At 69.3% G+C, this 18772-nt stretch carries 22 protein-coding genes; 8 read left to right on the forward strand and 14 right to left on the reverse strand.

The window, feature by feature from the left end; genetic code table 11:
* Positions 1-4 precede the first annotated feature (4 nt).
* The 7 genes from BLS25_RS16155 to BLS25_RS16180 form a co-directional block, all read right to left on the reverse strand.
* A complete protein-coding gene (locus BLS25_RS16155) occupies positions 5-829 on the reverse strand; it encodes a hypothetical protein (RefSeq protein ID WP_074697054.1) in 825 nt (274 codons plus the stop codon).
* Positions 826-1272 (reverse strand): DUF4279 domain-containing protein, encoded by a 447-nt coding sequence (locus BLS25_RS16160; protein ID WP_081349904.1) that lies wholly within the window; start codon positions 1270-1272, stop codon positions 826-828. The genes BLS25_RS16155 and BLS25_RS16160 overlap by 4 nt, the downstream gene beginning before the upstream one ends.
* Before the next feature lie 189 nt (positions 1273-1461).
* The gene (locus BLS25_RS16165) at positions 1462-1998 is read right to left on the reverse strand and encodes a hypothetical protein (protein WP_074697058.1); all 537 of its coding nucleotides are present in this window, start codon (positions 1996-1998) and stop codon (positions 1462-1464) included.
* Complete coding sequence (locus tag BLS25_RS16760) at positions 1995-2444, reverse strand: hypothetical protein (RefSeq protein ID WP_143017988.1); 450 nt, start codon at positions 2442-2444, stop codon at positions 1995-1997. Before BLS25_RS16760 ends, BLS25_RS16165 begins: the two co-directional genes overlap by 4 nt.
* A 1-nt stretch (position 2445) precedes the next feature.
* Complete coding sequence (locus BLS25_RS16170; RefSeq protein ID WP_074697060.1) at positions 2446-3540, reverse strand: hypothetical protein; 1095 nt, start codon at positions 3538-3540, stop codon at positions 2446-2448.
* A 101-nt stretch (positions 3541-3641) separates the two neighbouring features.
* Positions 3642-4715 carry a redox-regulated ATPase YchF gene (ychF, locus tag BLS25_RS16175; RefSeq protein ID WP_056230077.1) on the reverse strand — a complete coding sequence of 358 codons (1074 nt, stop codon included), beginning with the start codon at positions 4713-4715 and terminating at the stop codon, positions 3642-3644.
* A 39-nt stretch (positions 4716-4754) separates the two neighbouring features.
* On the reverse strand, positions 4755-5504 hold the full coding sequence (locus BLS25_RS16180; protein ID WP_074697062.1) for a class I SAM-dependent methyltransferase: 750 nt from the start codon (positions 5502-5504) through the stop codon (positions 4755-4757).
* A 240-nt stretch (positions 5505-5744) separates the two neighbouring features.
* Here BLS25_RS16180 and BLS25_RS16185 point away from each other — a divergent pair, with 240 nt between their 5' ends.
* The gene (locus tag BLS25_RS16185) at positions 5745-6338 is read left to right on the forward strand and encodes a 3'-5' exonuclease (protein ID WP_074697064.1); all 594 of its coding nucleotides are present in this window, start codon (positions 5745-5747) and stop codon (positions 6336-6338) included.
* 54 nt (positions 6339-6392) lie between these two features.
* Positions 6393-7724: a DNA recombination protein RmuC gene (locus BLS25_RS16190; RefSeq protein WP_074697065.1), complete on the forward strand. Its 1332-nt coding sequence runs from the start codon at positions 6393-6395 to the stop codon at positions 7722-7724.
* 114 nt (positions 7725-7838) lie between these two features.
* Here the strand turns inward: BLS25_RS16190 and BLS25_RS16195 are convergent, their stop codons facing one another.
* Positions 7839-8051, reverse strand: coding sequence for a hypothetical protein (locus BLS25_RS16195; RefSeq protein ID WP_056230066.1), 213 nt, complete (start codon positions 8049-8051; stop codon positions 7839-7841).
* 253 nt (positions 8052-8304) lie between these two features.
* The gene (glpX, locus tag BLS25_RS16200; protein ID WP_056230063.1) at positions 8305-9294 is read right to left on the reverse strand and encodes a class II fructose-bisphosphatase; all 990 of its coding nucleotides are present in this window, start codon (positions 9292-9294) and stop codon (positions 8305-8307) included.
* A 177-nt stretch (positions 9295-9471) separates the two neighbouring features.
* Between glpX and fbaA the strand changes: the two genes are divergently transcribed.
* Positions 9472-10500 carry a class II fructose-bisphosphate aldolase gene (gene fbaA / locus BLS25_RS16205; RefSeq protein ID WP_056230060.1) on the forward strand — a complete coding sequence of 343 codons (1029 nt, stop codon included), beginning with the start codon at positions 9472-9474 and terminating at the stop codon, positions 10498-10500.
* Between the two features lie 260 nt (positions 10501-10760).
* On the opposite strand, the gene BLS25_RS16210 is transcribed toward fbaA, so the two are convergent.
* The 5 genes from BLS25_RS16210 to BLS25_RS16230 are packed head-to-tail and all read right to left on the reverse strand — an operon-like array spanning position 10761 to position 14253.
* Positions 10761-11306, reverse strand: a complete 546-nt coding sequence (locus BLS25_RS16210) for an MOSC domain-containing protein (RefSeq protein WP_074697067.1) — start codon at positions 11304-11306, stop codon at positions 10761-10763.
* 44 nt (positions 11307-11350) lie between these two features.
* A complete protein-coding gene (locus BLS25_RS16215) occupies positions 11351-12049 on the reverse strand; it encodes an anti-sigma factor family protein (protein ID WP_056230053.1) in 699 nt (232 codons plus the stop codon).
* Positions 12046-12549 (reverse strand): sigma-70 family RNA polymerase sigma factor, encoded by a 504-nt coding sequence (locus tag BLS25_RS16220; protein ID WP_056230049.1) that lies wholly within the window; start codon positions 12547-12549, stop codon positions 12046-12048. Before BLS25_RS16220 ends, BLS25_RS16215 begins: the two co-directional genes overlap by 4 nt.
* 55 nt (positions 12550-12604) lie before the next feature.
* Positions 12605-13195: a DUF6264 family protein gene (locus tag BLS25_RS16225; protein WP_056230046.1), complete on the reverse strand. Its 591-nt coding sequence runs from the start codon at positions 13193-13195 to the stop codon at positions 12605-12607.
* Complete coding sequence (locus tag BLS25_RS16230) at positions 13192-14253, reverse strand: 4-hydroxy-3-methylbut-2-enyl diphosphate reductase (protein WP_176786405.1); 1062 nt, start codon at positions 14251-14253, stop codon at positions 13192-13194. The genes BLS25_RS16225 and BLS25_RS16230 overlap by 4 nt, the downstream gene beginning before the upstream one ends.
* Positions 14254-14392: 139 nt before the next feature.
* On the opposite strand from BLS25_RS16230, the gene xseA reads away from it, so the two are divergent.
* From xseA to BLS25_RS16255, 5 genes are read left to right on the forward strand one after another with little or no spacing between them, the layout of a single operon-like run.
* Positions 14393-15772 (forward strand): exodeoxyribonuclease VII large subunit, encoded by a 1380-nt coding sequence (gene xseA / locus BLS25_RS16235; RefSeq protein WP_074697069.1) that lies wholly within the window; start codon positions 14393-14395, stop codon positions 15770-15772.
* Between the two features lie 10 nt (positions 15773-15782).
* Positions 15783-16010 carry an exodeoxyribonuclease VII small subunit gene (locus BLS25_RS16240; protein WP_174799685.1) on the forward strand — a complete coding sequence of 76 codons (228 nt, stop codon included), beginning with the start codon at positions 15783-15785 and terminating at the stop codon, positions 16008-16010.
* Positions 16010-16642 (forward strand): DUF4245 family protein, encoded by a 633-nt coding sequence (locus BLS25_RS16245; protein WP_074697071.1) that lies wholly within the window; start codon positions 16010-16012, stop codon positions 16640-16642. Before BLS25_RS16240 ends, BLS25_RS16245 begins: the two co-directional genes overlap by 1 nt.
* Positions 16639-17325 (forward strand): carbonic anhydrase, encoded by a 687-nt coding sequence (locus BLS25_RS16250; protein ID WP_056230032.1) that lies wholly within the window; start codon positions 16639-16641, stop codon positions 17323-17325. The genes BLS25_RS16245 and BLS25_RS16250 overlap by 4 nt, the downstream gene beginning before the upstream one ends.
* 32 nt (positions 17326-17357) lie before the next feature.
* Entirely contained in the window at positions 17358-18752 is a 1395-nt protein-coding gene (locus BLS25_RS16255) for a class II fumarate hydratase (protein ID WP_074697073.1), read from the forward strand.
* Positions 18753-18772: the final 20 nt, after the last annotated feature.

Below are 18772 nucleotides of genomic sequence, written 5' to 3' on the forward strand. Positions count from 1 at the left end.
CGCGTCAGAGGGGGTTCGCCACGCTGAACACCGTGATCAGCACCCCCACCGGAACGAGCAGGGCAGCGGCGGCGATTCCGATCCCGATCCACACCCATCGCGGCAGACTGCGCTTCAGTCGGCGCCCCTCCGGACCGACGGATGCGGACAGCCCCGGCGCTGCCCGATCGTCGCTGTACCCGTCGGTCTGGGTCCACGCCTTCGCGCCCACCGTGGCCCGGATGCGCGCGAAGCGCTCCCAGACCGCGGGATCGTGGAGGTCGAACCCGCCGGGCCGGTACACGATCAGCATGTCGTCACGCACCTCGACGTCGAGGTCGCCCGTCTCGTCGATCAGCAGCGCCATGAGATCGGGCGTGAAGACGTAGAGCGCATCGCGCTCGTAGCCCTTCGGCGCGAAGAGGTGGAAGTGCGTGTCGAAGTCGCCCTCGAGAGAGAGTCGCTGCCCCCGCTGCGGTCGGTGCTGGAGCGATGACAGGATGCCGTCGTTGCTCCGCGCATCGAGCACGAAGTGCGGCAGGTGCCGGGGCAGTCGGATTGCCAGGTAGCCGAGGTTGATGCTCCTCACCGGCACGTTGACCGACACGCTCGTCCGAATGGTGAAGATGCCGTTCTGGCGAACGTTTTCGGCCTTTCTCGCCCCGCCGACGATCCGGCCGGCCTCCCAGTCCGCGCCGGCGATGCGGTCCTGGACGTTGCCCGCCGTGGCGTACTCCCACATGTCACCCGAGAGCGCGGGAGGCTCGGCGGTCGGCTGGGACGTCCAGCCGTTGGCCGCGGCGAAGGCGGCGAGATCGTCGATGCGGGCGGGCTCGGGAATGGTGGTCACGTGCCCGACCCTTCCTCGCCGAGGAACGTGGTGCCGTAGAGATGGCATCCGAGGACACTGATCTTCGCGAGAAGGTCCGCTTCTAGGACGAAGCCTCCCTGCGTGCTGTCGGAGTCGCCCGACCACCAGATGATCGTCTCTCCGTCGTTTCGAAGGTCGGCGAGCTTGTGGGCGACGGGAAGCACCCGATCGACCACCTTCCGCACAGCGGAGAAGCCGGTCTGATCCTCGGCGTCCGTGTCGTCCGCGTCTTCGCGCAGGCACCAGAACGTGCGCTGATACCTCGCGTAAGGCGGCGTGAGGTTCCGACCGGCGCGCCCGGACGGCGTCGGGTCACCGATGTCTCCCGAGCGTTCCGGCTCCACTCCGAGCATCTCGGTGATTTGCGCCACGCTGTACTTGTCGCTGTACACGCACAGCGACGCACTGTTGTGCCTGATCATGTGCGCAAGGCTAGTGCGCCGCCAGACCGAGCGTGCTTCGGGCGCCCAGCCGCTGCGTGCAGGGTCCCGTTCGGCGGGTAAATGAGCCGTTCCGAGAAGCAGCGCACGCCGCTCGCAGCACCTGCCATCACTCGCTGCAGTGGCCGCCGCGATTTCGCACACGCTCTCGGCAGCCCCGCGAAACACCCGCTACGCGGAAGCCGTCCCGCCGAGCGCATCGACGAGGATCCGCGGATCGATATCCAGGTTCTCGGCGGAGACCGTTCGTCGCCGGAGCTTGCCGCCGTCCTGCCGAGTGAAGACGACCAGGGGCGCCTGGAACAGACCGGATGCCGGGCGGATCTCGGCGGTCGTGCCTTCGCGGACCCACTGCTCAGCACGCACCCGGGGAGCAAGAGCAGACGGTCGTTCGAGGGCGGGGAACTGCACGCTCGTCGGGGTGATCGCGACCGCGATCTCGGGCATACGCGGCCGCCGCCTGAGCTGGCGCACGCCCAACGCGCCGATGGCCAGAGGGACCACGAGCGTCACCGCGAGCACGAGTGCCGCGGTCACCTGTCCGTCCGCGGCCACGACCGCGATCGGCAGCAACGTGACGAATCCCCAAACGACTGCCAGAGCGATCGCCGCGATGCCTTGAGCCCGCACCACCTTCTGAAGAGTGTCTTCAACCGCTGCACGCTTTGCCTCGTCGTAACGCGCAATGAACGACGTTTCGGGACTCATCGCTCGAACGCTGCGGGGTTGTTCGTATCGATAGCCGTATCGCGGACGACTTGCCAGCCACTGCGCTCATCGTCATTGATTGCGTCCCGAGTGGCAGTAGCACGGCGCATGACGTCGGCGACATCCGAAGCGACTTCCTCTCGCGTCGGCATCACCGTGCGACGACGAGCTTGTTCGACGGCTTCGTCCAGCGCGCGGCGTTGCTCCGGCTCCATTGCAGCCAACTTCACGGTTTCGGGGATGCGGGAGTCGAACGATTCGCGCCATTGAGGATCGTGAAGGAGCGTCCGAAGGGGTCGCTTGCCGTTGGCAATTAGCCGTAATCGACTGGCATACGCCTCGTCCTCGGTCGCGTCGGCGAGCGCGAGCAATCGTTTCTTCAGATTCGATGCGAAGTCGTCGTCGGTCGTGCGCAGCAGCGCCGCGGACACATCAGGAAGATTCATGTCAGACCTCCGGGAGAGAGACGAACTCGATGTTGGTGGTGGCGGAGCCGAGGGTCGCTCCGGCCGCGATTGTCAGCGAGAGCGTGGTCATCATGGCGCCCCACGCACTCGAAAATGCCTCCACAACCGCGATCACGGCGGAGACGACCGCCGGTACGGCTGTCGCACCCCCGCTGAAGATGGCTGCGAGCGCCTCGCCGACGGAGGCGAATCCCATCAGGAAAACGACGAGCGCATCAACGGCCGCATCGAGCGCAGACAACAGGCCCTGACACGCTCCGAAAGCTGCCCACGCCGCATTGGAGTACTTCAACGCGAGGTCGCCGTACACCTCCGGTTGGGCGGCAAACGCCGCCGCAAGTTCTGCAAAGTATTCGCCAGCACGGTCGGCGCTCTCTCCGCTGGTCCAGGCGGCGAACACATCCACCGCCAGGTTGTTCACCTCGCCGGCGAGGCCGTCAAAAAAATCTCCGAGATGACCGAAAGCGCTTCCTGCCAGCGCCACTTTGTCCCAATCGCCGCCGAGCTTCTGCGCGAGGAATTCGAACAGGTCCTGGCCCTCAGTAAGGGACGGCGCAACGAGCTGAAATATCGCATTCAGAAGCTGCCGACCCCAATAGGACAAAGAGATGTAGTCCGGCCAGTTGATGATATTCCACACGACCGCGAAGGCCGGGTCAGCTACGGAAGACTCGGGTGGAACGAGCGCCGCGCTTGGAGAACCGACGGCAATGCTCTGGTGCTCTGTGCTCCCGTCGATGGGCGCCGTCGCCACGCCCGGATCGAGATCATCGAACAGGTCACGAACGCTGACCTGGGCATCGTACTCGTTCTCGTCGAAGCGCCGAGCTACATCATCTAGAGCGCCGCCCGAGGCAATCATCAACGCCTTCGATCGCATAAGCCCGGAGTCAACCCTGGACGCGTAAGAGCTATGCTCCGATAGAAGCCACTGGATTAACGCTCCACCCGCCCACGACTGCGCCTTATCGATGTGGTTATCGAAGTACTCCAACGCGCGACCGATGTCGTCAGCAAGCTGCAAGCACGCTTCGCCGCCCCCTCGAACCACCGACGTATCAACCTGAATGGCCATGAGCCTCTCCCCCCGAAGTGGTTCGTCAGCTTACGGGGTCGCTGCCCACCCCGTCGACACTTCCGCCCTCATCGCGCGGGCCCGGGCCGCGCGCCGTCGGCTCAGTTGTTGAAGCGGAACTCCACCACGTCGCCGTCCTGCATGACGTAGTCCTTGCCCTCGAGGCGGGCCTTGCCCTTCGCGCGGGCCTCGGCGACCGAGCCGAGCTCGACGAGGTCGTCGAACGAGATGACCTCGGCCTTGATGAAGCCCTTCTCGAAGTCAGTGTGGATGACACCGGCCGCCTGCGGCGCCTTCGCGCCCTGCGGGATCGTCCAGGCGCGCGCTTCCTTGGGGCCGGCGGTGAGGTAGGTCTGCAGGCCCAGCGTGTCGAACCCGATGCGGGCGAGCTGGTCGAGACCCGACTCGTCCTGGCCGGTCGACGCGAGCAGTTCGGCGGCGTCCTCGGGGTCGAGGTCGATGAGTTCCGACTCGATCTTGGCGTCGAGGAAGACGGCCTTCGCAGGGGCGACCAGAGCGGCGAGTTCGTCCTTGCGCGACGGGTCGGTGAGCACGGCCTCGTCGACGTTGAAGACGAAGATGAACGGCTTCGCGGTCAGCAGCCCCAGCTCGCGGATCGGCGAGAGGTCGATTCCGGATGCCGACAGCAGCACGCCACGCTGGAGGGCGTCCTGCGCGGCCTTGGCGGCCTCGAGCACCGAGGGGTCGAGCTTCTTGCCCTTGACCTCTTTCTCGTACCGGGTGATCGCCTTCTCGAGCGTCTGGAGGTCGGCGAGCTGGAGCTCGGCGTTGATGGTCTCCATGTCGTTCGCCGGGTTGACCGAACCGTCGACGTGGACGACGTCGTCGTCGGCGAATCCGCGGACGACCTGCGCGATGGCATCCGCTTCCCGGATGTTCGCGAGGAACTGGTTGCCGAGGCCCTCGCCCTCGCTCGCGCCGCGGACGATTCCGGCGATGTCGACGAACGACACCGCAGCGGGCATGAGCCGCTCGCTGCCGAACACGTCGGCGAGCTTCTGCAGGCGCACATCGGGAAGGTTCACGACCCCGACGTTGGGCTCGATGGTGGCGAACGGGTAGTTCGCCGCGAGCACCGAGTTCTTGGTCAGAGCGTTGAAGAGGGTCGACTTTCCGACGTTGGGAAGGCCGACGATTCCGATGGTAAGAGCCACGGGAGTCCAGGTTACCCGGCTCGGAGCCCGGTCACCGCGTCACGGTCGCCGTGCGCGGAAGGCGTGGGTGACGTACGGCAGGGCGACGGAGCCTCCGTCGGCGAGTTCGGGGACGGATGCCACGACCCCGTCGACCGCGGCCTCGATGCCCGCGCGCTTCTCGGGGTTGGCCGTGATGATGTCGCTGCGCGAGACGACGAGGTCGCGCAGTTGCGGCAGGGTGATGCGCCTCTCCCACGACCATTCACGATGCTCGAGCTCGCCGTAGGGCTCGGCGACGCGCGGACCGGTTGTGGCGAGGAGGACCTCGGCGTTCGACCCGCCCATGGCCGCGGTGAGCCGCCGCACCCAGTCGACGCGGTCGTCGCGGATGTTCCAGATGAGCCCGAGTACTCCCCCGCTGCGCAGCACGCGAGCGGTCTCTCGCGACGCCGGCTCGACGTCGACCCAGTGCCAGGCCTGGCCCATGACGACGGCGTCCAGACCGGAATCGGGCAGGGGCAGATGCTCGGCCGTGCCGACGAACGTGGGCACACCCCGCGCGTTCTCGCGCAGGGTCGCGAGCATGTCGGCATCCGGATCCACGGCCACAACGTCGGCGCCGAGCTCGGCGACCGCGCGAGTGAGCTTGCCCGTCCCCGCCCCGACGTCGGCGACGCGCAGCGCGCGGCCGGCCTCGCGCACGGGTTCGAGCAGCCACGCCACGGCCTCGGCGGGATACCCGGGCCGCCCGGATTCGTAGGCGGAGGCCGCCTGCCCGAACGAGGTCGACTTCTCGCGATCGGTCATGCCCCGACCCTACGCCGCCCCTCCGACATCGCATCCGCCCCACGTCCTCCCCAGCCCCGCGGTCACGACGCAGGGACTTCGGCCGGCGTCGGGTTACCGCAGCCACCCCTCGGTCCTCGCCGGCACGCATCTTTCTGCGGAATGTTCCAGCGACCGCCGCCGGAGCGAAACGGCAGACCGGATGCCGCCGACCCCGGCGCGCCTCTTCGCCCCCACGGGAGCGCGGGTGAGGGTGGAGTCGTGGCTTTGGACTTCACCGCGATCGACTTCGAAACGGCGAACTCCAGCGGCGCGTCCGCGTGCGCGGTGGGTCTGGCCCGCGTCCGGAACGGCCGCGTGGTCGCCACGGCCGCCTGGCTCATCAAGCCACCGCCAGGTCACGACCACTTCGCCCCGATCAACGTCGGGATCCACGGCATCCACCCCTCCGATGTCGTGAACGCGCCCGATTGGACGACGCAACTCGAGCGCCTCACCGCCTTCGCGGGAGCCGACGTCCTGGTCGCGCACAACGCCGGTTTCGACATGTCGGTGCTGCGCCGGGCGTGCGCGGCGACCGGCGACGAGTGCCCGCCCTACCGCTACATGTGCAGCGTGCAGATGTCGCGCAAGACCTACACGCTCGACTCCTACCGGCTCCCGCTCGTCGCCGAGGAAGCCGGCTGCTCCCCGTTCGCCCACCACGATGCCCTGGCCGACGCCGTCGCCTGCGCCGAGATCACGATCGATTGCGCCCGCCGCGCCGGCGTCGACGACGTGCACGCCCTCGCCGCGCACCTGGGCGTCCGTGTATCGCAGATCGCGGCGGAGCCGGTCGAGCGCGCCGTCGCCTGACGCCTCTCGGCCCGTCTTTCCGGCGATGTCGGAGGTCTGGTGCAAGCTGACCCCATGGATGCCATCGCTCTCGTCTTCGTGATCCTCGCTCTCGTCGTGGGCGTCGTCGGCGGGTGGTTCGTGGGTTCTTCGCGGACCGCGGCCCGCGCCGCTGAAGAGCAGCGAACCCACGGCGCCCGCGTCGCCGCCGCCGAGACCGCGCGGGCGGGCGTGCAGGCGCAGCTCGACCACCAGGTCGCCCTGTACCGCGAGCTCGTGGGGCAGTCGCGCGCGGATCAGGCAGCCCGCGAAGAACGCGAGCGTCGCGAGCAGACCGTCCTTCGCGCCCTCGACCCGGTGCGCGAGACGCTCGATGCGATGCAGCGCAAGGTCGACGGCCTCGAACGCGACCGGGTCGAGCAGTACACCGCGCTCGGCGAGCAGCTGCGCCTGTCCCGCGAGGCCGACGAGGCACTCCGCGTGACGACCGAGTCGCTCGCCTCCGCGATGCGCTCCGGAACCACGCGCGGCGTCTGGGGCGAGACGCAGCTCCGCCGGGTCGTCGAAGCCGCCGGCCTCACGCGCTACGTCGACTTCGACCTGCAGACGGCGATCTCGAGCGACGCCGGAGCCGGTCGCCCCGACATGGTGGTGCGCCTCCCCGGCGGCAAGTCTTTGGCGGTGGATGCCAAGGTCCCCCTCGATGCGTATCTGCAGGCCAGCGCGATCCCCGTCACGGCGCACGGCGACGACGGAGCCCGCCGCGCCGCATTCCTGACCAAGCACGCCCGCGCGGTGCGCGCCCACGTCGACGCCCTCGCAAAGAAGGCATACTGGGCGGGGCTCACCACGAGCCCCGAGTTCGTCGTGTGCTTCCTGCCGAGCGAGTCGCTGCTGGCCTCGGCCCTCGACGAAGACCCGACGCTGCTCGACTACGCGTTCACGCGCCGCGTCGCCCTCGCCTCGCCCGTCAACCTCTGGGCGGTGCTCAAGACCGTCGCGTTCACGTGGACCCAGCAAGACGTCTCCGACGAGGCGCGCACGCTCTTCGCCCTGGGCACAGAGCTCTACGAGCGCGTCGGCAAACTCGCCGAGCACGCGAACGACCTGCGCCGCGCGATCGAGAAAACGGTCGACAGTTACAACCGGTTCGCCGGATCGCTCGAGACACGTGTGCTCGTCACGGCGCGGAAGTTCCCCGGCATCGACGAGACCAAGCTCGATGCGGTCGCCGCTCCCGTCGCGATCGAGGCGACTCCCCGCCGATGGACCGCGCCGGAGATGATCGAGAACCTCGATGGCGCCGGCGAAGCCACCCCGTCACCGGTCGAGACGGCCGAGGCGGCCGCGAGGGCCGACCTGGGTGTCATCCGCCAGCGAGCGGGACTGGCCGACACGGAGTCGTGAGCGCAAGGCCCGACACGCGCGATGCTCGAACCCTTACCGGCATCGAGCCGGGCACGAGGGCCGAGAATGCGGGAGCCGCCGTCCGGGAGGCCGGCTTCCGAAAGACGAGAAGGTTCAGGCCCCGCCGGGAACCCAGCTCAGCAAGCTCACCACGGCCGCGGAGACGGCGACGAACGCGCCGACCATCCACCACGCGCTGACCTCGTGACCCTCGTCGCGCCGGACGCGCAACAGCACGTCGGGGCGGCGCGCAGGGTCGACCGCGCTGGCGATGACCGCCTGTGCACCTGTCTGAGGTGCGGTCTGATTCGTCGGAGCTGCTGCCATGGACGATCCCCCTTCGGGTCTCGGAAGAACACAGCGTCGCCGTTGACACTCCTAGAGATTCTGCCAGACAGGGCTTCCGTTACCGGTCACGCTTGCGTCACGACACGCCCGGCTCTAGCTGCACGTCGAGGCGACGACCGTGCGCCTGTCGCCGAACGCCGAAACAGCACCCCGCTGACGTCACGGCTGCCCCGGGCGACCGCTCCGTCCGCGAGATGCTGTCTCAGGAAACGACGAATTCAGCGCCGCGGCGTCACAGCCACTTCGACGTCAGGTGCTCGGACGAGATGCGGCGGAGCGTTCCCGAGGCGCCGCGCAGCACGACGCTCTCGGTGTAGATGAAGTCGCCATCGCGGCGGACTCCCTGCACGAGCTGGCCGTCGGTCACGCCCGTGGCGACGAAGATCGTGTTCTTGCCCTTCACCAGACCATCGGCTTCGTAGACCTGGCCGTCGACGTCGAGGCCGGCATCCCGACCCTTCTCCTTCTCGTCGTCGGTCCGCGGGGCGAGCACGCCCTGGATGTGACCACCCAGCGCCTTGATCGCGCACGCGGTGACGATGCCCTCGGGGCTGCCGCCGATGCCGACGCACATGTCGGTGCGGGCGTTGTGGCGGGCGGCGTTGATGCCGCCGGCGACGTCGCCGTCGCTCATGAGGCGCGTGCCCGCCCCCGCCTCGCGGATCTCGGCGATGAGCTTCTCGTGACGCGGACGATTCAGCACCGACACGACGATCTCGTCGACGGGCTTGCCGAGGGCCTTGGCCAGCAAGCGGATGTTCTCGGCGATGGGGAGGCGGATGTCGACGACACCGACACCGGCGGGCCCGGTGACGAGCTTGTCCATGTAGAAGACGCTGGACGCGTCGAGCATCGTGCCCTGGTCGGACACGGCGATGACCGACAGGGCGTTCTGGCGGCCCGCGGCCGTGAGCGAGGTGCCGTCGATCGGGTCGACCGCGACGTCGCACTGGGGCCCGCGGCCGCTTCCGACGCGCTCTCCGTTGTAGAGCATGGGGGCGTTGTCCTTCTCGCCCTCGCCGATGACGATCGTGCCGTCGAAGTTGACGGTGCTGAAGAACGCACGCATCGCGTCGACGGCTGCGCCGTCGGCGGCTTCCTTGTCGCCGCGGCCGATGAAGGGGACGGCGCGGATAGATGCCGCTTCGGTCGCCCTCACCAGCTCGAGCGCCAGGTTCCGGTCGGGGTGCAAAGGGCTCATGTCGGCAGTCAGGCTCACCATGGGGCCACTGTATCCAGCGATCCGGTGACAATCGCGGGTTTTGACCGGACGTGCAACGAAGGAATCGCCGTTCTTAACGGATCAGCAGAACCGCCCGGTTCCTGCTGCGCCCGCACCGTCACGATCCGGCGGCTTCGCTAGAGTGACGGTGTCCCGACAACACCAAGGAGCACCTCCATGCCCGTCGCTTCCCCTGAGCAGTACGCCGACATGCTGGACCGCGCGAAGGCCGGCGGCTTCGCGTATCCCGCGATCAACGTCTCGAGCTCGCAGACCATCAACTCGGTGCTCCAGGGCCTGACCGAGGCCGGCTCCGACGGCATCCTCCAGGTCACCACCGGTGGTGCCGACTACTTCGCCGGTCACACGGTCAAGGCCCGCGCCACCGGCGCCCTCGCCTTCGCCAAGTACGTGACCGAGGTCGCGAAGAACTACCCGATCACGGTCGCCCTGCACACCGACCACTGCCCCAAGGACGCCCTGCCCGGCTTCGTCCTTCCGCTGCTCGAGGCCTCCGAAGAAGAGGTCAAGGCCGGTCGCAACCCGATCTTCCAGTCGCACATGTGGGACGGCTCGGCCGTTCCCCTCGACGAGAACATCGACATCGCGGCGGAGCTCCTCCCCCGCATGAAGAACATCAACGCCATCCTCGAGATCGAGGTCGGCGTGGTCGGCGGCGAAGAGGACGGCGTCCAGCACGAGGGCTCGAACGAGGCCCTGTACACGACGGTCGCCGACGTGACCAAGGCCGTCGAGCGCCTCGGCCTCGGCGAGAACGGCCGCTACATCTCGGCCCTGACCTTCGGCAACGTGCACGGCGTGTACAAGCCCGGTGGCGTCAAGCTCCGCCCCGAGCTGCTCGGCGAGATCCAGGAGGGCATCGCCGCGAAGTTCGGCACCGGCCCCAAGCCCCTCGACCTCGTCTTCCACGGCGGCAGCGGCTCGACCGACGACGAGATCGCCCTCGCCGTCGCCAACGGCGTCGTGAAGATGAACATCGACACCGACACCCAGTACGCCTTCACGCGCTCGATCGCGGGCTACATGTTCTCGAACTACGAGGGCGTGCTCAAGCTCGACGGCGAGGTCGGCAACAAGAAGCAGTACGACCCCCGCGCCTGGGGCAAGGTCGCCGAGTCGGCGATGGCCGTCCGCGTGGTCGAGGCCACGAAGCAGCTCGGCTCGTTCGGCCATTCGAAGAGCTGACACCTCGTCATCCCGCGAACGCCCCGGCTCTCACGCCGGGGCGTTCGTCGTTTCCGGTTGCCGTGCCCCGGCCCCCGCCGCTGTCCCGGCATCCCCCGCACGCGCCCCTCCTGCACGCCGAGACGGCATCTCGTTGACAACCGGGTGTCAGCCTGCAACGGACGAGTCAGCGAATTGCCGTCTCGCGCCACCGGCAAGGCAGGACGCCCCGCGCGATCGCACAGCCGAGCGCGGGTGCGCCGACCGGGGCCGGACGCGCCTCAGCTGCGGTACACCTCGAGCACCGTGGGCGCTCCGTGGGGCGACGAGAGCACCTCGATGGCATCCCCCGCTCGGATCTCTCCGGCGCGACGGACACGCAGGTAGGCGCCGAGGCGCCCCTCGTCCGAGAAGCGCTTGACCCAGCCGAGCGCTGCCGACCCACCGACCCACCGGGCGAACGTCGCACAGGGCGTTCGGGGCATCGTGACCTCGAGCTCGACGGTGTCGCCGATGCGCCAGACCTCGCCGATCCGCGCTCCGTTGACGTCGAGTCCCTCGACGCGGAGGTTCTCGCCGAACCATCCCGGGCGCAGCTCCCGATCGAGCTCGCCCTCCCAGAAGTCGGCGTCGTCCTGGGCGTACGCGTAGACGGCCTTTTCCGGCCCGCCGTGGTGTTTGCGGCTCGCTTGCACGTCGGAGCGGAGGCCGAGCTTGCCGACGCGGACCTTCCCCTCGAGCGGACGCTTGTCGATCGCCGTCACCCCGATCGACCCGGAATCCGGGCGCAGGCTGTGAACGACGCAGACGGCGACGAGTCGAGGCATGCGTCGATGCTAGAGCGTGCGGCGGCGGCGCGCGGACGCGGCCCTCAGTCGAACTCGCGCCGCATCACGACCGTGTCGCCGTCGAGAGAGCGGATCTCGACCGCGCCGATGTTCGAGGCCGAGAGGTCGGTCCCCGCGCTCAGTTCGGTGGTCGAGCCCGGGTCGGCGCGCCAGGTCGAGAGCACGCTCGTCGTCCCCGAGTCGTCGGTGATGGCGAGAGCGTAGGGCCAGCCCCCGGGCGGGGCGTCGAGCACCTGACCGGTGTACTGGCACACGAGGTCGATGCGGGTCCCCCACGGCGCGGAGGTGAGCTTCACCGAGGCCTCGAGGGGTGCACCGGCGACGTCGTCGAGGGCGTAGACGGTACCCGCCGACTGCTGCATCGCACTGTTCACGGCGAACACGCTCGGCACCGCGACCGCCACCAGGGCGATGGATGCCGCGAGCGTCCACGCGGTGATGCGCCGCTTCCGGCGACGCCGCGCGACCTCGACCACGCGTCCGCGCAAAGACGGATCGGGCGAGGCGAGCGGAATGGGGCCCGTCGTCGCGCTGAGCGCTCGGGCGCGTTCGGGCGACAGTCGCGAGAGGAGTCCCGCGGTCGGAGCCAATTCTGCGACGGAGGCGCGACAGATGGCGCACACCGCCAGGTGCGCTTCGAATTCGGCGCGGTCGGAGGCGCACAGCGCTCCGAGCACGTAGGCGCCGTCCGACATCGACAGACGTTCGTGATCGTCGTTCATCGGGTCACCCCCCTTTCCTGCAGCGCGAGCCGCAATGCCCGCACCGCGTAATGCAGTCGCGATTTGACGGTGCCCGTCGGGATGCCGAGCTCGTCTGCCGTCTGTGCGACGCTGCGTCCGCCGTAGTAGGCGCTGACGATGACGGCGCGGTGATCGGGTGTGAGGGTGGCGAGCGCCTCCTCGACCAGAAGCGCGTCGAACATCGCGTCGGTGTCGTCGTCGCGGACGGTCTCGGGGAGTTCGTCGACGGGCTGCTCGTGCCGGCGCCGCGCGCTCCGCGCCTCGTCGATGACGATGTTGCGGGCCACGGTGTACATCCACGAGCGCAGGGAGGCCGGGTCGTCGCTCATGACGCGTGGCGTACGCCACGCGCGCAGCAGCGTCTCCTGCACGACGTCGTCGGCGCCCGCGTGATCGCCGGTGAGGCTCACGACGTAACGCCAGACGGGGGTCGCGTGCGCGTCGTACAGCGCGGTCAGTTGCGCGTGGTCGTCTCGCACAGCGGCATCCCCTCTCCCTCTTCTTCTAGGAACACGGGATGCCGTGGGGTTCGGTTCAGTTCGAGACGGTGCCCATGACGGCCGTCAGGAACTGCGGGTCACTCGCCATGCCGATGAGCGACAGGACGGCCGCGATGACCGTCGAGACCAGCGCGCCGACGATCGGGATCCAGAACGAGATACGCCCGCGCCTCATGGACCGCCAGGTGAACATGGCGGTCAGAAGCCACCCGATCCCGGTGACGGCCGCGGCCGCCGCACCCCAGAGGTACCCGGCGGTCAGGTTGGTGAACGTCGCGTCGACCTGGAAGACCCGCGCGAAGTTATTCGCGTACTCGGGGAAATTGAGCAGCTGGATGATCGTGGTGACGACGGAGAACAGCCCGTAGATCAACAGACCGAACGTCACGATCCGGTCGACCTGGCCGCCGCGGGTGGTGGGGGCGGGCATGGGCCCGGGCTTCGCCGCGGCGCGGGGTTCGGGGGCATGCTCCGGCTGCGGGGCCACGCCCGCCTCGAGGGCCTCGGTCACCTCCGGACGGCGGATGCGCGCCCGCTGCTCCTCGGGGGTGGCGTACTCGCCGTACTGCGGGCGGGGACGAGCCTCGTCCGCCGCGGACGGGGTGCGCGGGTCGACGTCGCTCACGCGCGGCCCCGGCCGCCCAGCGCGCGCTCGTCGCGCTTGCCGCTGGCATCCTGTCGCAGCTCCTTGGGGAGCGAGAAGATCAGGTCTTCCTCGGCGGTGCGCACCTCTTCGACGTCGCGGTAGCCGGCGCCGGCGAGCTCTTCGAGGACCTCGGTCACGAGCACCTCGGGCACCGAGGCGCCGCTGGTGACGCCGACGGTCTCGACACCCTCGAGCCACTCCTGCTTCACCTCGTCGACGTAGTCGACGCGGTAGGCGGCCTTCGCGCCGTGCTCGAGGGCGACCTCGACCAGGCGCACGCTGTTGGAGCTGTTCGCCGAACCCACGACGATCACGAGGTCGGCGCCGACGGCGACCTTCTTGATCGCGACCTGGCGGTTCTGGGTGGCGTAGCAGATGTCGTCGGAGGGCGGATCCTGCAGCTCGGGGAAGCGCTCGCGCAGACGCCGCACGGTCTCCATCGTCTCGTCGACCGAGAGCGTGGTCTGCGAGAGCCACACGACCTTCGACGGGTCGCGCACCTCGATGGTGTCGGCGTGGTCGGGAGAGTTCACGACGGTGACGTGTTCGGGGGCTTCTCCGGCGGTGCCCTCGACCTCTTCGTGGCCCTCGTGGCCGATCAGCAGGATCTCGAAGTCGTCACGGGCGAAGCGCACGGCCTCGCGGTGCACCTTCGTCACGAGGGGGCACGTGGCGTCGATGGCCTGCAGACCCCGATCGGATGCTGCGGACACGACGGCCGGCGAGACACCGTGCGCGCTGAAGACGACGTGGGAGCCGGCGGGGACCTCGTCGACCTCTTCGACGAAGATCGCGCCCTTCTTCTCGAGCTCGGTCACGACGTGGATGTTGTGCACGATCTGCTTGCGCACGTACACGGGGGCGCCGTAGCGCTCCAGGGCCTTCTCGACGGCGATGACCGCACGGTCGACACCGGCGCAGTAGCCGCGGGGTGCCGCGAGCAACACCTTCTTCTTGCCCTGGACCGGGACGTCCTGAAGCCGCCCGCGTCGACCCGGGATGCGGGGAACGGGCAGGTGCACGGCAGGTGAGCTCACCCCTCGATTCTACGGGGGCGCCCCTGGACGACGGCCGAACCTCCCCGGCGCGACCCGGCCGGATAGCATGGGACCTTCCCTCCCGAGAGACGTCCGGCTCTCGCGGCCCCCGCCGACGGCGTGCATCCCAGCGAGTGACATGACCTCTTTCCAGCCCGAGACCGTCGCAGGTCAGGCCCCGCCCGCCGACAGCGTGCACCCCCGCGACTCCTCCACCGATGCCCCCACCTCGGTGTCCCGGCTGAACGACACGATCCGGGGCTTCATCGAGCGCTGGGGATCGGTCTGGGTCGAAGGTGAGATCACCTCGTTCAACCGCCGCGGCGGCAACGTCTTCGGGCGGCTGAAGGACCTCGGCACCGAGTCGACGGTGGCCTTCCGCATCTGGTCGAGCACGCTCAACCGGTTGCCCAAAGACCTCAAGGTCGGCGACCACGTCGTCGCGTGCGTGAAGGCCGACTACTTCCCGCGCACCGGAGACTTCTCGTTCGCGATCTCGGCGATGCGACACGTGGGCTTGGGCGAACAGCTCGAGCGCCTCGAGCGCCTGCGCCTGCAGCTGCGTTCGGAGGGGTTGTTCGACCCCGTCCGCAAGAAGAAGCTGCCCTTCCTCCCCCACTGCATCGGTCTCATCACGGGCGAGAACTCGGATGCCGAGAAGGACGTGCACCGCAACGCCGAACTGCGTTGGCCCCGCGTCCGTTTTCGCACACAGCACGCCGCCGTCCAGGGCGACCGGTGCGTTCCCGAAACGCTCGCGGCCCTGAGGATCCTCGATGCCGACCCCGAGGTCGACGTGATCGTGATCGCACGCGGCGGCGGGGATCCGCAGACGCTCCTCGGCTTCAGCGACGAGCGCCTGCTGCGTGCGGTGGCCGCGGCATCCACTCCGATCGTCAGCGCGATCGGGCACGAGAACGACCGACCGCTCCTCGACGAGGTCGCCGACGTGCGCGCCTCGACGCCCACCGACGCCGCCAAGCGCGTGGTCCCCGACGTCAGCGAGCAGCGGGCCCTCGTCTCGCAGTTGCGCGCCCGACTGACCGGACGTCTCACCCAGCGCGTCCTCCACGACATCGCGCAGCTCGAACAGATCCGCTCGCGTCCCGCTCTGCGCAACCCGCACTCCCTGCTCACCTCCCGCGCGCAGGAGCTGTGGATGCTTTCGAACCGGGGGCGCGACATCGTCGATCGCCGCATCGAAGGAGAGCGTCGGCGCACCAGCGAGCTCGGGGCGGGGCTCCGCGCCCTCTCGCCGCTCGCCACTCTCGCCCGGGGGTACGCCATCGCCCAGCTCCCCGACGGCTCGGTGCTGCGCGACGCCGCCCACGCGCCGGCCGGAACCGCCCTGCGGCTCACGGTCGAGCAGGGAACCGTGGCCGCCCGTTCGGACGGCGCCGTGCCCGACACCGTCGCACACGGCGCTTCCTCGGCCGACCTGGCCGGCTCCGCGGCATCCGTCGATCGTCCGCTCGACGACGAGGCACCCGGCGACGGGGTGTCGGTGGGGCGCGCCTAGAATGGATGCCATGACCGCGACGACCCCCGGCCCCGCCGTCGACGTCGCCACTCTGTCGTTCGAACAGGCCCGCGACGAACTCGTGCGCGTGGTCGCCGAACTCGAGCAGGGCGCCCCGACCCTCGAAGAATCCCTCGCGCTCTGGGAGCGCGGCGAGAAGCTCTACGCCCGCTGCGAGGAGTGGCTGCTCGGGGCCAAGCGCCGCCTCGACGCCGCCCGCGGCGAGGGAGACGACTGATGGCTCGCGTCGTCGCGCATCTCGGCCGACCCGAGACCCCTCAAGAAACCGCCGACCGCAAAGCCGAGTCCTCGCGTCGGTACCGCTCGAGCAAGACGTTCCGCAACCTCATCGCGGCCCTGCTCGTGACGGTCGCGGTCGTCCTGGTCGTCGTGGCGGCCGTCCCCCGCGGCGAGCCCGCCCCCCGCCCCGAGATCGACGTGCCCGCCCTCGCGGCCGACATGCAGCGCGATCTCGGTCGGCCGGTGCTCTCGCCGTCTCTCGGCGAGGGATGGCGGGTCAACCAGGCCAGCACCGAGGGCGTCGGCGGCACCGAGGCGTGGACCATGGTCTACGTGCGATCGGGCGAAAGCGGGTTCCTCCGCGTCGCTCAGGGTCTCGACGCCGACGACGCCTGGGTCGGTCAGGTTCTCGACGGCACGCGCAGCACCGAGACGACCGAGATCGACGGCATCACGTGGAACGTCTACCGCCCCTCGAACCCCTCGGGTGCGGGCAATGTCGACTACGCCCTCGCCACCCCGGCCGGGCCCGACTACGTGCTCGTCTACGGCGATGCCGCCCCCGAGACCGCGGCCCTCGCGGCCGCCTCCGTCACATCGCAGATCGAGCAGTTGAGAGAGGTCCCGTGAGCGAGCGCATGAGCCCCCGTCAGGTCTGGCAGCAGATGGTGGAGGGCAACGAGCGTTTCGTCTCCGGCGCACCCGCGCACCCGCGTCAAGACGTGGAACGTCGCACCGAGCTCGCGAGCTCGCAGCACCCGACGGCGGCGCTCTTCGGATGCTCCGACTCGCGCCTCGCCGCCGAGATCATCTTCGACGAGGGCCTCGGCGATCTGTTCGTCGTCCGCAACGCCGGCCAGGTCATCTCGGACTCGGTCATCGGCAGCCTCGAGTACGCCGTGGGCGTGCTGGAGGTCCCCCTCATCGTGGTGCTCGCGCACGACGCCTGCGGAGCGGTCGGCGCAGCGATCGAGAGCACGGGCGTCGACGCCCCGACCCTCCCCGCGTACATCTGGCGCCAGATCGCCCCCATCGTGCCCGCCGTCCGCCGCGTTCAGCGCGCCTCGGCCGTGGACGGCCAGCTGCCCGACGTCGTCGACCCCGAGCTCGTGGGCCGCGAACATCTGCGCCACACCGTGGGCGAGCTGCTGCGCGCCTCCGAGCTGATCAGCGAGGCCGTGGCCGAGGGCCGCGTCGCCGTGGTCGGCGCGAACTACCGCCTCGACGAGGGCGAGGCCTTCCCCGTCGTCATCGTGGGCGATGTCGACGACCCGCGCGTCGACGACCCCCGCGTCGAAGACGCCCGCATCTGACAACCGAACGAACGACCTGGAGGAACGACGACGTGACCGACATCGAGTACCGCATCGAACACGACACCATGGGTGAGGTGCGGGTCCCCAAGGACGCCCTCTACGCCGCGCAGACGCAGCGCGCCGTCGAGAACTTCCCCATCTCGGGCTCGGGCCTCGAGTCGACGCAGATCGCGGCGCTCGCGCGCATCAAGAAGGCCGCCGCCCTCGCCAACAAAGAGCTCGGCACCCTCGACGGGGGCATCGCGGATGCCATCGCCCAGGCCGCCGACGAGGTCGTCACGGGCGCGCACGATGCGCACTTCCCGGTCGACACCTACCAGACCGGCAGCGGCACCTCGTCGAACATGAACATGAACGAGGTGCTCGCGACCCTCGCGACCCGCATCCTCGGCGACACGGTTCACCCCAACGACCACGTCAACGCGTCGCAGTCCTCAAACGACGTCTTCCCCACCTCGGTGCACATCGCGGTCACCCAGGCCCTCATCACCGACCTCATCCCGGCGCTCCAGCACCTCGCGACGGCGCTCGAGACCAAGGCCGACGCCTGGAAGGGCATCGTGAAGTCGGGCCGCACCCACCTCATGGACGCCACCCCCGTCACCCTCGGTCAGGAGTTCGGCGGCTACGCGCGCCAGATGCGCCTCGGCATCGAGCGCGTCGAGGCCGTCCTCCCCCGCGTCGGCGAGGTGCCCCTCGGCGGCACGGCCGTCGGCACCGGCATCAACACCCCCCTCGGCTTCCCGCAGAAGGTCATCGAGCTGCTCGCGGCCGAGACCCAGCTGCCCATCACCGAGGCGAAGGACCACTTCGAGGCGCAGGCCAACCGCGACGGCCTCGTCGAGGCATCCGGAGCCCTCCGCACCATCGCGGTCTCGCTCACCAAGATCAACAACGACATCCGCTGGATGGGATCGGGCCCCAACACCGGCCTCGGCGAGCTGCACATCCCCGACCTGCAGCCCGGCTCCTCGATCATGCCCGGCAAGGTCAATCCGGTCGTGCCCGAGGCCACGCTCATGGTGTGCGCCCGCGTGATCGGCAACGACGCCACCGTCGCCTGGGCCGGCGCCTCGGGCTCGTTCGAGCTCAACGTCGCGATCCCCGTGATGGGCACCGCTCTGCTGGAGTCGATCCGCCTGCTCTCCAACGCGATGCGGGTGCTGGCCGACAAGACCGTCGACGGCCTCGAGGCCAACGTCGCGCGCGCCGAGGCGTTCGCCGGCATGTCGCCCTCGATCGTCACGCCGCTCAACAAGGTCATCGGTTACGAGGCCGCGGCCAAGATCGCGAAGCACTCCGTCGCCAAGGGCATCACGGTGCGCGAGGCGGTCATCGACCTCGGCTACGTCGAACGCGGAGAGATCACCGAAGAGGTGCTCGATGCCAAGCTCGACCTGCTGTCGATGACCCACCCGGGCTGATCGACCGCACCCGCACATCC

Origin of the sequence: Microbacterium testaceum StLB037 (assembly GCF_900104345.1) — a bacterium.
Classification (GTDB): domain Bacteria; phylum Actinomycetota; class Actinomycetes; order Actinomycetales; family Microbacteriaceae; genus Microbacterium; species Microbacterium testaceum_A.

Bases quoted from the DNA above. Each gene is read 5' to 3' on its own strand.
- glpX (WP_056230063.1), bottom strand. From the start codon at position 9,294: ATGGTGAGCCTGACTGCCGACATGAGCCCTTTGCACCCCGACCGGAAC.
- fbaA (WP_056230060.1), top strand. From the start codon at position 9,472: ATGCCCGTCGCTTCCCCTGAGCAGTACGCCGACATGCTGGACCGCGCG.
- BLS25_RS16245 (WP_074697071.1), top strand. From the start codon at position 16,010: ATGGCTCGCGTCGTCGCGCATCTCGGCCGACCCGAGACCCCTCAAGAA.
- BLS25_RS16760 (WP_143017988.1), bottom strand. From the start codon at position 2,444: ATGAATCTTCCTGATGTGTCCGCGGCGCTGCTGCGCACGACCGACGAC.
- BLS25_RS16195 (WP_056230066.1), bottom strand. From the start codon at position 8,051: ATGGCAGCAGCTCCGACGAATCAGACCGCACCTCAGACAGGTGCACAG.
- BLS25_RS16170 (WP_074697060.1), bottom strand. From the start codon at position 3,540: ATGGCCATTCAGGTTGATACGTCGGTGGTTCGAGGGGGCGGCGAAGCG.
- BLS25_RS16190 (WP_074697065.1), top strand. From the start codon at position 6,393: ATGGATGCCATCGCTCTCGTCTTCGTGATCCTCGCTCTCGTCGTGGGC.
- BLS25_RS16165 (WP_074697058.1), bottom strand. From the start codon at position 1,998: ATGAGTCCCGAAACGTCGTTCATTGCGCGTTACGACGAGGCAAAGCGT.
- BLS25_RS16160 (WP_081349904.1), bottom strand. From the start codon at position 1,272: ATGATCAGGCACAACAGTGCGTCGCTGTGCGTGTACAGCGACAAGTAC.
- xseA (WP_074697069.1), top strand. From the start codon at position 14,393: ATGACCTCTTTCCAGCCCGAGACCGTCGCAGGTCAGGCCCCGCCCGCC.
- BLS25_RS16215 (WP_056230053.1), bottom strand. From the start codon at position 12,049: ATGAACGACGATCACGAACGTCTGTCGATGTCGGACGGCGCCTACGTG.
- BLS25_RS16240 (WP_174799685.1), top strand. From the start codon at position 15,783: ATGACCGCGACGACCCCCGGCCCCGCCGTCGACGTCGCCACTCTGTCG.
- BLS25_RS16180 (WP_074697062.1), bottom strand. From the start codon at position 5,504: ATGACCGATCGCGAGAAGTCGACCTCGTTCGGGCAGGCGGCCTCCGCC.
- BLS25_RS16210 (WP_074697067.1), bottom strand. From the start codon at position 11,306: ATGCCTCGACTCGTCGCCGTCTGCGTCGTTCACAGCCTGCGCCCGGAT.